At 71.0% G+C, this 13,563-nt stretch carries 10 protein-coding genes; 8 read left to right on the forward strand and 2 right to left on the reverse strand.

Annotated features, from left to right (window positions below):
• Positions 1 to 257: 257 nt before the first annotated feature.
• Positions 258 to 935 (reverse strand): Fe2+-dependent dioxygenase, encoded by a 678-nt coding sequence (locus ACAM26_RS05870; RefSeq protein ID WP_123139381.1) that lies wholly within the window; start codon positions 933 to 935, stop codon positions 258 to 260.
• Positions 936 to 1,019: 84 nt separating this feature from the next.
• Here ACAM26_RS05870 and ACAM26_RS05875 point away from each other — a divergent pair, with 84 nt between their 5' ends.
• From ACAM26_RS05875 to ACAM26_RS05910, 8 genes are all read left to right on the forward strand, one after another.
• Complete coding sequence (locus ACAM26_RS05875; protein WP_123142835.1) at positions 1,020 to 1,607, forward strand: hypothetical protein; 588 nt, start codon at positions 1,020 to 1,022, stop codon at positions 1,605 to 1,607.
• A 13-nt stretch (positions 1,608 to 1,620) separates the two neighbouring features.
• On the forward strand, positions 1,621 to 3,414 hold the full coding sequence (locus ACAM26_RS05880) for an SLC13 family permease (protein WP_123142836.1): 1,794 nt from the start codon (positions 1,621 to 1,623) through the stop codon (positions 3,412 to 3,414).
• 43 nt (positions 3,415 to 3,457) lie between these two features.
• A complete protein-coding gene (mepA, locus tag ACAM26_RS05885; RefSeq protein WP_123142837.1) occupies positions 3,458 to 4,291 on the forward strand; it encodes a penicillin-insensitive murein endopeptidase in 834 nt (277 codons plus the stop codon).
• Positions 4,292 to 4,383: 92 nt separating this feature from the next.
• A complete protein-coding gene (gene smc / locus ACAM26_RS05890) occupies positions 4,384 to 7,875 on the forward strand; it encodes a chromosome segregation protein SMC (protein ID WP_369613268.1) in 3,492 nt (1,163 codons plus the stop codon).
• Between the two features lie 342 nt (positions 7,876 to 8,217).
• Positions 8,218 to 8,943: a cell division protein ZipA C-terminal FtsZ-binding domain-containing protein gene (locus ACAM26_RS05895; RefSeq protein WP_123139376.1), complete on the forward strand. Its 726-nt coding sequence runs from the start codon at positions 8,218 to 8,220 to the stop codon at positions 8,941 to 8,943.
• A complete protein-coding gene (gene ligA / locus ACAM26_RS05900) occupies positions 8,940 to 11,207 on the forward strand; it encodes an NAD-dependent DNA ligase LigA (RefSeq protein ID WP_369613269.1) in 2,268 nt (755 codons plus the stop codon). The genes ACAM26_RS05895 and ligA overlap by 4 nt, the downstream gene beginning before the upstream one ends.
• A gap of 384 nt (positions 11,208 to 11,591) precedes the next feature.
• On the forward strand, positions 11,592 to 11,864 hold the full coding sequence (locus ACAM26_RS05905) for a segregation and condensation protein A (RefSeq protein WP_123139374.1): 273 nt from the start codon (positions 11,592 to 11,594) through the stop codon (positions 11,862 to 11,864).
• Positions 11,865 to 11,868: 4 nt separating this feature from the next.
• Entirely contained in the window at positions 11,869 to 12,651 is a 783-nt protein-coding gene (locus ACAM26_RS05910) for a carbonic anhydrase (RefSeq protein WP_369613270.1), read from the forward strand.
• A 46-nt stretch (positions 12,652 to 12,697) separates the two neighbouring features.
• On the opposite strand, the gene ACAM26_RS05915 is transcribed toward ACAM26_RS05910, so the two are convergent.
• Complete coding sequence (locus ACAM26_RS05915; protein WP_123139372.1) at positions 12,698 to 13,534, reverse strand: peptidylprolyl isomerase; 837 nt, start codon at positions 13,532 to 13,534, stop codon at positions 12,698 to 12,700.
• Between the last annotated feature and the right edge of the window lie 29 nt (positions 13,535 to 13,563).

The raw sequence follows: 13,563 nt of genomic DNA on the forward strand, positions 1-13,563 counted from the left end.
GTCCTTGCCGAAGGTGGAGGGTTGAGGAGACAACGCTGAGTGTAGCATGGCGTGTCTGCGCACCCCTATCGGCGGCTTTCGGCCGCCAGCTAACAGCCGCCAGCTACCAGCTACCAGCTACCAGCCGCCAGCTACCAGCCGCCAGCTACCAGCTACCAGCCGCCAGCTATCAGCGATCAGCCGCCAGTGAGGCAGGGTCGGCTACTTTGGCTGGCGGCTGGCGGCTGGCGGCTGATGGCTGATGGCTCGAATCCCCCTCACCCCGGCTCGGCCCACATCCGCAGCAGGTTGACATAGCTGCGGTCGACCCGCTGGGCGGCGGGGTCGTCGGGGGCGCGCTCGAGCAGGGTCTCGCGGGCCTGGCCGAGTTCGTAGAGCAGCTCGCGGCGGGCCGGGTCGCGCACCAGGCTCTGGATCCAGGTCACCGCCACCAGCCGCTCGCCCCGGGTCACCGGGGCGACCTGGTGGAGGCTGGAGGCGGGGTAGAGCACCGCGTCGCCGGCCTCGCCCCGCACCCGCTGCTCGCCGAAGCTGGTACGGATCACCAGTTCGCCGCCGTCGTAGTCGTCCGCCGGGCTGAGCCACAGGGTCAGCGCCAGGTCGCTGCGCATCCGTCCCCCGGCCCCGCCCATGATCGGCTCGTCGACGTGCTCGCCGTAGTGCATCCCCGGGCGGTAGCGGGCGAAGATCGGGTCGGCGACCCGCTCGGGCAGGGCGGCGGCGCGGAACACCGGGTGATGGCCGAGCGCCGACATGATGATGCGCGCGAGTCGCTGCATCCGCTCGGGGTCGGGTTGCAGCTCCTGGTTGTGCTTGACCCGTGCCGCGCTGCGCCCGGCGCTGCGGGTGCCCGCGACCGCCGGCAGTTCGGCCAGCGTGGCGTGGACCTTGTCGAGTTGAGCCGGGCCGAGTAGCTGGGGGATGATCTGCAACATGGGATCTCCTTGGTCGGGATCTCGGTGATGGTCGCCCCGCGCCCGGGGCGATCGGATTGGTCGAGACACGAGGGAGGCGGCGACATGATCCTGCAGGTCAGCATCGATGACCGGACCCATCGACTCGAGGTGCCCGAGGCGCTGCTCGAACAGGCGGCGGCGTTCTTCGCCCAACTCGATCGCGACATGGACCGTGGCTGGCAGCTCGGACGCACCTGGGTCGAGCACCCGGATCGCGAGCAGCGCTGCCGGATCGTCGCCGACAAGCTGCTCACCGCGATCGAGGACGGCAACACCCGGCTCGGGCTGCTGATGGCCGGCTATCTGCTCGATCGCCTGCCCGAACTCGAATCCGTGGCGCTCGCCGTCGATGGCGAGATCCACGACCATCGTTTCAATCTCGTCGTCGCGCCTGATGCCGCGCCCGTCGTCGATGTCGAGACCGCCACCCCGGCGCTCGGGCTCGACAAGCTCGCGGCGCTGGCACGCGCCGGCGAGGAGGTCACGGCGGTGTTCAAGGTCGGTCGCGGCTATCGCTTCTCGGTGTTCGACCACGCCAGCGGCGCCTGGCGCGACGGTCCGCTGTGCGGCGCCGAGGCGGAGGCGGCGCGGCTGCGCGAGGCGGCCTTCAAGGCGCGCTATGAGGCGCTGCAGCGGGGGCGCGCCGACTGAGCGCGAGGCGGGCATGGAGGCGTTGACGCAACTCGACTGGCAGGGCTGGTTCAGTCTGGCGATGGTGGCCTGCTGCTTCGTGTTGTTCGCCTTCACCCGGGTCGCCCCCGACATCGTCACCAGTGGCGCGCTGACCCTGCTGCTGGTCAGCGGGGTGCTCACCGCCGAGGAGGCCCTGGCCGGTTTCGCCAACCCCGGCATGCTCACCGTCGGGGTGCTCTACGTGGTGGTCAGCGGGCTGGCCGAGACCGGCGCCATCGGCTGGCTCGGCCCGCGCCTGCTCGGCCGCCCGCGCGGACCGCGCGCGGCGCGGGTGCGGCTGATGGCGCCGGTGGCCGCGCTCAGTGCGCTGCTCAACAACACCCCGGTGGTGGCGATCTTCATCCCCGCGGTGCAGGACTGGGCCAGACGTCATCGTCTGGAGCTGTCGCGGTTGCTGATCCCGCTGTCCTATGCCGGGATCGTCGGTGGGACCTGCACCCTGATCGGCACCAGTACCAATCTGGTGGTCAACGGGCTCTATATCGAGCACCAGGGCGGCGCCGGGCTGGGGTTGTTCGAGCCGCTGTGGATCGGTCTGCCGGTGACCCTGGTCACCCTCGGCTTCCTGCTGCTCGCCGGCGACTGGCTGCTGCCGCGCCGCCAGCCCCCGGCGGCCGGCTACGGCGACCTGCGCGAGTACGTCGCCGAGATGCTGGTCGAGCCGGGCAGTGCGCTGGTCGGGCGCTCGATCGAGGCCGCCGGGCTGCGTCAGCTCCCGGGGCTGTTCCTGGTCGAGATCGAGCGCGGCGCCCAGGTGTTGCCCGCCGTCTCCCCGCAGGCGGTGCTCCAGGCCGGCGATCGGCTGGTGTTCGTCGGGGTGATCGACTCGATGATGGAGCTGCAGCGCACCCGCGGGCTGATCCCCGCCACCGACCAGGTGTTCAAGCTCGACCTGCCACGCCCCGGGCGCTGCTTCGTCGAGGCGGTACTCTCCGACAAGTCGCCGCTGATCGGACTGAGCGTGCGCGACGGGCGCTTTCGCAACCGCTACGACGCGGTGATCATCGCGCTCTCGCGCAACGGCCGACGGGTGCGCGGCAAGATCGGCGACATCGTCCTCGCCCCCGGCGACACCCTGCTGCTGGAAACGCGTCCGGACTTCGTCGAGCGCCAACGCAACGTCCGCGACTTCCTGCTGGTGAGCCAGATCGGCGACTCGCACCCGCTCGAGCACGGTCGCGCCCCACTGGCCATCGCCATCGTGCTGGCGATGGTGGCGGTGGTCGCGTTCGGCTGGCTGAGCATGCTCGAGGCGGCGCTGCTGGCCGCCGGCAGCATGATCCTCACCGGCTGCACCAGCGGGCGCATCGCCCGGCGCGCGCCCGACTGGCAGGTGCTGGTGGTGATCGCCACCTCCTTCGGCATCGGCGCGGCGCTGGAGAAGACCGGCGCCGCGGCGCTGCTCGCCGGCGGTCTGATCGGGCTCGCCGACGGCCAGCCGTGGTCGGCGCTGGGTCTGGTGTTCGTCGCCACCGCGCTGCTCACCTCGCTGGCCACCAACAACGTCGCCGCGGTGCTGGTGTTCCCGATCGCGGTCGAGACCGCGCGCACCATGGGGGTGGCGCTCGAGCCCTTCGTGCTGACGCTGATGATCGCCGCCTCGGCGAGCTTCGCCACCCCGATCGGCTATCAGACCAACCTGATGGTGTTCAACGTCGGCGGTTACCGCTTCGGCGACTTCGTCCGCGCCGGGGTGCCGCTGACCCTGCTGGTGGGCGTGGTGACCGTCGCGCTGACGCCGTTGGTGTGGCCCTTCCGGCCCTGAGTTAAGCTCGGGGCATCGTCCCGTCACTGGCCCGGAGGTCCGGATGTCGCCCTTGTGCTCGCGCCCGTTGCGTCCCCTGTTGCTGTTGTCGCTGTCCCTGGGCTGGGGCGCCGTCGCCGTCGCCAACCCCTGGCCCGGGGTCGAGCGCCCGAGCGCCGGTCCGGCGCAGGTCATCGGCGCCCCGGCCAATGGCTGTCTCGCCGGTGCCGTGGCACTGCCCGCGAGCGGGGTCGGTTATCTCGACGTACGCCGTTGGCGTGGTCGCTACTACGGCCATCCGCGTCTGCTCGCGCTGATCGAGGCGCTCGGCCGGGCGCAGCAGGCGCGCGACGAGCGGCTGGTGATGGTCGGCGATCTCTCGCAGCCGCGCGGCGGGCGGATGTCCGGCGGTCATCGCAGCCACCAGCACGGGCTCGACGTCGACCTGTGGCTGACCCTGGCGGCGTCGCCGACCGATGCGCGAGCGCTGCTCGACGAGGGCGACCCGCCGAGCCTGGTCGGCGGCGATCGGGTCAACGGGCGCTGGGGCGAGGATGCGCGCTTTCTCATCGAGTGGGCGGCGCGCCGACCCGAGGTCGACCGTCTGTTCGTCAACCCGGCGATCAAGCGCGCGCTCTGTGACGCCACCGGTGGCGCCGGCGACTGGCTGCGCAAGGTACGCCCGTGGTGGGGACACGACGCCCACACGCACGTGCGTCTGGCCTGCCCGGAGGACAGCCCGGCCTGCGAGCCGCAGTCGCCGATCCCGGCGGGGCCGGGCTGTGGCGCCGAACTCGACTGGTGGTTCAGCGCCGAGGCGCGTAGCCCGGGCGGCGGAGGGCGCGCCGTCGAGCCGACCCCGCCGGCGGCCTGCGCGCGGCTGTTGCGCGCCCCCTGAACCGGTCCGCCCGATGACGCGCCAGCCCGCTGGCCATGCGGGCTCGGCGCGTTTCGCTGTACCCGTTGCATGGCTTCCGGTATGTTTCTCGCATGCGTCTCGAAAAGATCAAACTCGCCGGCTTCAAGTCCTTCGTCGACCCCACCAGCGTCGCCTTCCCCAGCAACCTCGTCGGGGTGGTCGGCCCCAACGGCTGTGGCAAGTCCAACGTGATCGACGCGGTGCGCTGGGTGATGGGCGAGAGCTCGGCGAAGATGCTGCGCGGCGAGTCGATGGCCGACGTCATCTTCAACGGCAGCACCGGGCGCAAGCCGGTGGGCACGGCGAGCATCGAGCTGGTGTTCGACAACAGCGATGGTCGCGCCGGCGGCGAGTACGCGCGCTTCGCGCAGATCTCGGTCAAGCGTCAGGTCACCCGCGACGGCCAGTCGACCTACTTCCTCAACGGCGCGCGCTGTCGTCGGCGCGACATCCAGGACCTCTTCCTCGGCACCGGCCTGGGGCCGCGCTCCTACGCCATCATCGAGCAGGGGATGATCTCGCGGATCATCGAGGCCCGCCCCGAGGACCTGCGTCTGTTCCTCGAGGAGGCCGCCGGCATCTCCAAGTACAAGGAGCGCCGCCGCGAGACCGAGAACCGGATGCGCCACACCCGCGAGAACCTGGAGCGGCTCGACGACCTGCGCGAGGAGGTCGGCAAGCAGCTCGAACACCTCGAGCGCCAGGCCGCCACCGCCGAGAAGTACACCCGGCTCAAGGCCGAGGAACGCCAGCTCGGGCTCGAACTCAAGGCGTTGCGCTGGCGCGCGCTGGCCACCGAGATCGCCACCGACGATCGGCGCATCGCCGAGGCCGAGACCGGCGCCGAGGGCCATCTCGCCGAGCAGCGCCGGGTCGAGTCCGCGCTCGAGCAGCGGCGCGCGGCGCGCGCCGAGGCCGGCGAGGTCTTCAACAGGGTCCAGGAGCAGTTCTACGCGGTGGGCGCCGAGATCGCCCGCACCGAGCAGGCGATCGAGTTCGCCAGCCAGGCGCGCGCGCGCACCGAGTCCGAGCTGGCGCGGCTCGACCAGGAACAGGGCGACGCGGTGCGTCATCTCGAACGCGATCGCGCCCGTCTGGTCGAGCTGGAGCAGGCGCTCGCCGCCGACGAGCCCGAGCTGGCCCGCGCCGAGCAAGCGCTCGCCGAGGTTGCCGGCTCGGTGATGACCGCCGAGGAGCAACTGCGGGTGTGGGAGGCGGAGTGGGACCGCTTCAACCGCGAGGCGGCGCAGCCGGCCGAGCAGGCGCAGGTCGAGCGCGCGCAGATCAATGCCATCGAGCAGCGAATCGAACGCGATCGCGAGCGGCTGCGCCGGATCGAGGAGGAGGTCTCGCGGCTGCGCTCGGCCGACGTCCACGAGCGCATCGAGGTGCTGGAGGAACAGGAAGAGGTCTCTCTGGCGCGGATCGACGACTTCGAGCAGCGCCAGCACACCCACGCCGAGACGCTCGCCGAGCACGATCGGGCGCTGCGCGCGCTCGCCGCCGAACTCGATCAGGTCCGCACCGAGCTGCAGCAGACCAAGGGGCGTCACGCCTCCCTGCAGGCGCTGCAGGAGGCGGCGCTGGCCGAGGCCGACGGCGCGCGCGCGCAGTGGCTCGCTGAGGCCGGGCTGGAGGACGCGCCCCGTCTGCTCGACGGGCTGACGGTCGAGCCGGGCTGGGAGCGGGCGATCGAGTGCGTGCTCGGCGAGCGTCTCGGCGCGCTCGGTTGCGCCCAGCCGCAGCGCCTGCTCGCGCGGCCCGAATCGATCCCGCCGGGGATGATGTTGTTCGACACCGCCGCCGCCCCCGAGCCCGCGCCGGCCCATGCCCTGGCGGCGCGGGTGCGCGGCGGCGGCCCGCTGACCGCGCTGCTCGCCGGGGCATGGGCCGCCGAGGACCTGGAGCAGGCGCTCGCCGATCGCGCCGGGCTTGCCGCCGGCGCGTACTGGGTGACCCGCGAGGGGCTGCGCGTCGGTCGCGACTGGTGGTGCGCGCCGCCGAGCGACGACGACGGCGTGCTGGCGCGCGCCGAGGCGATCCGCGGTCTCGAGCAGCGGCTCGATGATCTGGCGGCGCGCGAGCAGGCGCTGCTCGAGGACGACGAGCAGCGTCGCGCCGCGCGCGCCGAGGCCGAGCAGGCGCGTGCTGCGAGCGCCGCCACCCTCGCCGAGTACCAGCGCGAGCTCTCCACGCTGCGCTCCGAGCTGGCCGGGCTGCGCACCCGTGACGAGCACCAGCGTGCCCGTCTGCAGGCGCTCGCCGAGGAGCGGACCGAGCTCGAGGAGCAGCGCGCCGAGGCGCTGCTGGAGATGGAGGACCGGCGCGAGCGCTTGCACGACCTGCTCGCCGAGGTCGACGCCCTGGCCGAGCGGCGCGAGTCGCTCGACGGCGAACGCGAGCGGCTGCGCGCGGTGGTCGCCGAGGGGCGCGAGCGCGAGCGTGGCTGTCGCGAACAGGCGCAGACGCTGCGGGTGCGGGTCGAGTCCAACCGCACCGCGCAGACCGCCACCCGTCACAGCCTGGACCGCGCCGAGGAGCGCGGCGCCCAGCTCGCCGAGCGCCGCGAGACCCTGCTCGACAGCCTGGAATCCGGGGTCGAGCCGCTCGCCGAGCAGCGCGAGCGGCTGGAGGAGCAGCTTGAACTGCGCCTCGAGGTCGAGGCCCGGCTGGGCGAGGCGCGTGCCCGGGTCGAGACCCTCGAGGCCGAGCAGCGCGCGCTCGAACAGGAACGCCAGCGTCTCGAACAGCTGCTCGCCGGCGCCCATCAGGGCTTGGATGCGCTGCGCCTGGCGCGACAGGAGCGGTTGGTACGCCAGCGCACCCTGGAGGAACAGCTCGCCGAGTCCGCCGCCACCGCCCCGGCGCTGCTCGAGGGTCTCGACCCCGAGGCCACCGAGGAGGTCTGGCAGCAACGCCTGACCCAGACCGGCAATCGCATCCAGCGACTCGGCGCGATCAACCTCGCCGCCATCGACGAGTTCAAGGAACAGTCGCAGCGCAAGACCTATCTCGACGCCCAGCATGCCGACATCTCCGACTCGCTCGAGACCCTGGAGCAGGCGATCCGCAAGATCGACCGCGAGACCCGCACCCGCTTCAAGGCGACCTACGAGCAGGTCAACAGCGGCTTCCAGGCCATCTTCCCGCGGCTGTTCGGCGGCGGTCACGCCTATCTGGAGCTGACCGACGACGACCTGCTGGAGACCGGGGTGAGCGTGATGGCGCGCCCGCCGGGCAAGCGCAACTCCAGCATCCATCTGCTCTCCGGCGGCGAGAAGGCGCTCACCGCGGTGGCCCTGGTGTTCGCCATCTTCGAGTTGAACCCGGCACCCTTCTGCATGCTCGACGAGGTCGACGCCCCGCTCGACGACGCCAACGTCGGGCGCTTCTGCGAGCTGGTGCGCTCGATGTCCGACCGGGTGCAGTTCATCTTCATCAGCCACAACAAGGTGACCATGGAGATCGCCGACCACCTGCTCGGCGTCACCATGCACGAGCCCGGCGTCTCGCGCCTGGTCGCCGTCGACGTCGACGAGGCGGTGCGTCTGGCGGCGGTGTGAGAGCGAGCGACCAGCGACCAAGGGATTGAACCGCCAAGGCGCGAAGGACGCAAAGAAAAGTCCATGCTTACCGCTTCAGCACTGGCGCCAATCCCCGCTGGTGGCTGCTTGCTGGTAGCTGATCACTTTGTTCATCCTTTGCGCCCTTTGTGTCTTTGCGGTTCACCGTTACTGATCGCGCTCGCGCGGCGCTGCCCCTCTACAGCGCCGGGCCTCGGCATTGTTATACTCATGCGCACGAAAACGCGGGCCTGGGGCCGAGTCGCGCCATGGCCGTCCGCTGGAATCCCGCGCCTCTGCGCGGGGCGAGATCCCGTCACCCGTGCAGCAACCGAGAGCCGAATGGACGCCGATACGCTTCGCCTGATTCTGTTGGTCGTGGGGGCCATCCTGATCCTTGCCCTCTATCTCTGGGAGCGTGGTCACGAGCTCGAGGACCCCGCCGGTCCCGATGACGATGACGACGCCGGGCCCGCGCGCGCCTCGACCCGCGCCAAGCGCGAGCCGGCGCTCGGCGACTTCGATGCCGGTGACGAGCCGCGCGATCCCCGTCATCGTGAGGCGCGAGAGGACGCCCCCGAGGACTTCGATGACGCCCTCGAGGCCGCGCACCAGCAGGCGCTCGAGCCGCCTGCGCCCTTGTTGCTGCAGGTGAGCGTGGTCGCCCCGGACGAACGGCCCTTCACCGGCGAGGCGCTGATGGACGTGGCCGAGACCTGTGGCCTGCACCCCGGCGAGATGGAGATCTTCCACTACACCGATACCCTCGACGGCGAGCCGCGTTACGCCTTCAGCATGGCCAACATGGTCAAACCCGGTATCTTCCCCTTCGACGAGATGGAGACCTTCTCCACCCCCGGGCTGTTGCTGTTCGCCCAGCTCGAGGGTGAGCCGGAGGATATGGCGGTGTTCGACGAGATGATCGCCACCGCCCGCAAGCTCGCCACCATGCTCGACGGCGAGGTCCACGACGATCACCGCAAACCGCTGTCGATCAAGAAAGAAGAAGAGATGCGCCGCGCAGTGCGTGAGAACGAGCGCCTGTGGGCCGGAGTGACCCTGAATTGAACCCGCCCGATTCGGCGCGCGCCCGCGCCGAGGCGCTGCGCGCCGAATTGCTCCACCACAACTATCGCTATTACGTGCTCGACGATCCGGAGATCCCGGACGACGCGTACGATCGTCTGTTGCGCGAGCTGCAGGCGCTCGAGGCCGAATACCCCGAGCTGGTCAGCCCCGACTCACCGACCCAGCGTGTCGGCGCCGAGCCGCTGGCGGCCTTCGCCGAGGTCGAGCACCGGTTGCCGATGCTCTCGCTCGACAACGCCAAGAGCACCGAGGAGCTGGCCGCCTTCGCCACCCGGGTAGGCAGGGCGCTCGGGCGCGAGGCAGTCGACTTCGTCGCCGAGCCCAAGCTCGACGGGCTGGCGATCAATCTCACCTATGAGAATGGGGTGCTGAGCCGTGCCGCCACCCGCGGCGACGGCCGCCGGGGCGAGGACGTCACCGCCCAGGTGCGGACCGTGCGCAGCGTGCCGTTGCGGCTGCGCGGTGCCGACTGGCCGCACCTGCTCGAGGTGCGCGGCGAGATCGTGCTGCCGACTGCGGGCTTCGTCCGGCTCAATGCGCGGATGCGCGAGAGCGATCAGCGCACCTTCGCCAATCCGCGCAACGCCGCCGCCGGCAGCCTCCGCCAGCTCGACCCCGCGGTCACCGCGACCCGACCGTTGGCCTTCGTCTGCTACGGCTTCGGCGCGGTCGAGGGCGGGCCGGCGTGCGCGACCCAATATGAGATGCTGCAGGCACTGCGCGATTGGGGACTGCCGCTCTCGCCGCAGCTCGAACGGGTGCGCGGGCTGGACGGCTGCGATGCCTACCAGCGCCGCATCGGCGCGCTGCGCGAACAGCTGCCCTATGACATCGACGGGGTGGTGTTCAAGGTCGACGCGCTGGCCGATCAGGCCTCCCTCGGCTTCGTCGCCCGCGCGCCGCGCTGGGCGATCGCCTTCAAATACCCGGCCCAGGAGGCGCTCACCCGGGTCGAGGCGGTCGAGTTCCAGGTCGGGCGCACCGGCGCCGTCACCCCGGTGGCGCGGCTCGCCCCGGTCCAGGTCGGCGGGGTCACGGTCGCCAACGCGACCCTGCACAACATGGACGAGGTGGTGCGCAAGGACGTGCGTATCGGTGACACCGTCTATGTGCGGCGCGCCGGGGATGTCATCCCCGAGGTGGTGCGGGTGCTGGTCGAGCGCCGTCCCGCGGACGCCGAGGCGGTGGCGCTGCCCGCGCACTGCCCGGTGTGCGGGGCCGATGTCGTCCGTCCCGAGGGCGAGGCGGTGGCGCGCTGCTCCGGCGGGCTCTATTGCCCGGCGCAGCGCAAGGAGGCGCTCAAGCACTTCGCCTCGCGTCGCGCGCTCGACATCGAGGGGCTGGGCGACAAGCTGATCGATCAGCTCGTCGAGCGCGAGCTGGTGCACGGACCGGCCGATCTGTTCCGGCTCGATCAGGCACGGCTCGCCGGGCTCGAACGCATGGGCGAGAAATCGGCGGCGAACCTGATCGCCGCGCTCGATCGCGCCCGCTCGACCGATCTCGCCCGCTTCGTCTATGCGCTCGGCATCCGCGAGGTCGGCGAGAGCACGGCGCGCGCGCTGGCGCGTGGCTTCGGTTCGCTGGACGCGCTGATGGCGGCGCGCGAGGGCGACTTCGTGCAGCGGCGCGGGGTGCGCGGGATCGGTCCGGTGACCGCCGCGGCCCTGGCCGCGGCCCTGGCCGAGTCCGCCGATCCAGCCCCGGGGACGAGGCCGGTCGACTGGCTGCTCGGTCTCGGCGTACGCGGTCTGACCCGGCCTCGCGCCGAGACGCTGATCGAGCACTTCGGCACCCTCGAGGCGCTGCGCGCAGCCGGCGCCGAGGACCTGCGCGCCGAGACCCGGAGCCTGATCGAGGGCATCGGTCCGGTGGTCGCGGCGCACATCGTCGCCTTCTTCGCCCAGCCGCACAATCGCGAGGCGATCGCGGCCTTGCGCGAGGTCGGCGTGCACTGGCCGGAGCAGGGCGCGGCGGAGGCCGATGACGCCCCGGTCGAGCCCGAAGCCCGACCGCTCGCCGGTCTGACCCTGGTCATCACCGGCACCCTGAGCCGCCCCCGGCCCGAGATCAAGGCGTGGGTCGAGTCGCTGGGCGCGCGGGTGAGCGGCAGCCTCTCGGGCAAGACCGACTATCTGCTCGCCGGCGAGGCCGCCGGCTCCAAGCTCGCCCGCGCCCGCGACCTCGGCGTCGAGGTCCTCGACGAGGCCGGCCTCGAGGCGCTGATCGGCGGCGCTGGGTAGGGGCGCCAGCCGCCAGTCGCCAGCCGTCAGCCGCCAGCAAATTGAACCGCTAAGACTCAAAGGGCGCAAAGAAAGCGTTTTAAAAGCGCTTTAGCGGCCGCTTTTCATGTGGAAGCTGGTACTCGACGACAGCGGTAAAGACGATCGAGACGAGCAGGGGAGGCTCTGCCCGCCAGTCACCAGTTGGTGGGCGGGCTCGTCTGTCGCCGCTGACGCCGGTGTGCACGCCCACTGGCGGCTGGGGGCTGATCGCTGGTAGCTGGCGACTGTCGCCCCTTCCCCCATTGCCCGGCGGCGGCGGCTGATGCAAGATTGGGGCGCGGGCTGGCGGTCTCGCCCGCGGGGTTTCACGGCGGCATGCCGCCCTCACCGCAGGGATCGATCATGAGCGAACTGTCCCCCGAGCAGCAGATCCTGATCACCATGCGCAAGACGCTGACCGCGATCGTGCGTGATCTCACTCCGCCGCAGGGGATGCGCCATCCTCTCTCGGCCTCCACCATCGACGACGTGCGTCGCTGTCTCGGCATGATCGCCGAGCGCGAGCGTCTGCTCGCCGAGCGCGACGGGCGCGGCGGCGAGCGTCCGGTCTATGCCGATCAGCCCGGCGCGGCGCAGGTGGTGCCGATCGACAGCCTCAGGTCGCGCAAGGACTGAGCCGGTGAGGAGCCAAAACCGGTGCGCGGTCGGGCTGGCCGTGCTGGGGGCGCTGTGGGGCGGCGGCGCGGTGGGCGATGACGGCCTGAGTTTCCCGGTCGATCCGCCCTGGGACTATGTCGGCGACGCCGGCCCGGAGCACTGGGGGGAGTTGGATCCGTCCTTCGCCACCTGCGCCGAGGGGCGTTCGCAGTCGCCGATCGATATCCGTGGTGCGCGCCGCATCGTCTACACGCCGCTGCTGTTTCGCTATCGCTCGCACCTGCTCGAGCTGGTCAACACCGGGCGGGGGATCCGACTGCTCACGCCGCCGGGGAGCGCGCTGGTCATCCGGGGCAGCGCCTACGATCTCTCCTACGTCGACTTCCATGTCCCTGGCGAGCACCGCATCGAGGGCGAGCGTTACGATGCCGAGCTGCAGCTGGTGCATCATGATCGTCAGGGTGGTCATGCGGTGGTGGCGGTGGGCCTGCGCGCCGCCGAGCGCGACAATCGCATCTTCGAGCGTATCCTCGATCATCTGCCGGCGCGCCCGGGCGAACGCACACGTCATCGTCAGATCGGGGTCAATCCGCTCTTCCTGCTGCCGCTCGATCGCGGCTATTTCCGCTATCACGGTTCGCTCACCCAGCCGCCGTGCCGCGAGTCGGCGCTGTGGCTGGTGTTCGGTGAGCCGCTCGAGGTGGGGGTGCGGCAGCTGCAACGGCTGCGTGCCGTGATCGGCGAGAATGCCCGCCCGGTTCAGCCGCGCAACGGGCGCGAGGTGCTGGCGCTGCCGCGCTACTGAACCGGGCGGGGGTGTCCCGCGTCCCGCCGGGACGCGGGGACTCGGGTCAATCCTCCTTGGGCGTGACCGTGACGATCTCCTCGTTGAGCTCGACCATGGCGCCGTCACGCATCTCGGTGAGCTGCTCGCCGAGCGCGCGACGCTTGAGCATGGCGCTGAGCTGCGGCTTGGCATCCTCGAAGCTCGGCGGCTCGGCCTTGCGGGTTTCCTGCAGTTCGATGACGTGCCAGCCGAACTGGGTCTGCACCGGCTTCTCGGAGTGGCTGCCGGGCTTCATCTCGGCGACCGCCTCGGCGAAGGGGGCGACCATCTGCCCGGCGTCGAACCAGTCGAGTTCGCCGCCGTTCTTGCCGGTCGGGCCGAGCGAGTGCTCCTTGGCCAGCTCGGCGAAGTCGGCGCCCTTGTCGAGTTGCTTGATCAGCTTCTTGGCCGTCGCCTCGTCCTTGACCAGGATGTGACGGGCCTTGTATTCGGTGCGGGCGGCACGCTCGACGACCTGGTCGTAGGCCTCCTTGAGCGCCTTGTCGGTCGGCTCGATGTCCTCGGCCATGGCGCCGAGCGCGGCGCTGGAGAGCACCTTCATGCGCTGCAGTTCAAGTGCCATGGCGACCTCGCGACTGTCGTCGAGGTCACGCCGCTCGGCCTCCTGGGAGGCCACCACCAGGTTCATGAACTCGTCGAAGGCGCGCTGCTGCACCGCCTGGGTGTCGGCCTCGGGGTTCTGCTGCAGCCGTTCCACATAGAACAGCCGGAAGAGGTCGAGCGGGTACTCGACACCGTTGACGGTGGCGATGACGGTGTCGGCGTCGGGCTCGGCCAGCGCGCTACCCGGTCCGGCGGCGAGCAGTGCGCAGACCAGGAGCGAGAGGGTGGATCTCTTCATGGTGAAACTTCCGTGGGTTGGGGTGAATG

The sequence above is a fragment of the Marichromatium sp. PS1 genome (genome assembly GCF_041155115.1).
GTDB classification, from domain to species: Bacteria; Pseudomonadota; Gammaproteobacteria; order Chromatiales; family Chromatiaceae; genus Marichromatium; species Marichromatium gracile.

Coding starts and splice junctions, on each gene's coding strand:
- ACAM26_RS05870 (WP_123139381.1), bottom strand. CDS start 935: ATGTTGCAGATCATCCCCCAGCTACTCGGCCCGGCTCAACTCGACAAG.
- ACAM26_RS05875 (WP_123142835.1), top strand. CDS start 1,020: ATGATCCTGCAGGTCAGCATCGATGACCGGACCCATCGACTCGAGGTG.
- ACAM26_RS05880 (WP_123142836.1), top strand. CDS start 1,621: ATGGAGGCGTTGACGCAACTCGACTGGCAGGGCTGGTTCAGTCTGGCG.
- mepA (WP_123142837.1), top strand. CDS start 3,458: ATGTCGCCCTTGTGCTCGCGCCCGTTGCGTCCCCTGTTGCTGTTGTCG.
- smc (WP_369613268.1), top strand. CDS start 4,384: ATGCGTCTCGAAAAGATCAAACTCGCCGGCTTCAAGTCCTTCGTCGAC.
- ACAM26_RS05895 (WP_123139376.1), top strand. CDS start 8,218: ATGGACGCCGATACGCTTCGCCTGATTCTGTTGGTCGTGGGGGCCATC.
- ACAM26_RS05905 (WP_123139374.1), top strand. CDS start 11,592: ATGAGCGAACTGTCCCCCGAGCAGCAGATCCTGATCACCATGCGCAAG.
- ACAM26_RS05915 (WP_123139372.1), bottom strand. CDS start 13,534: ATGAAGAGATCCACCCTCTCGCTCCTGGTCTGCGCACTGCTCGCCGCC.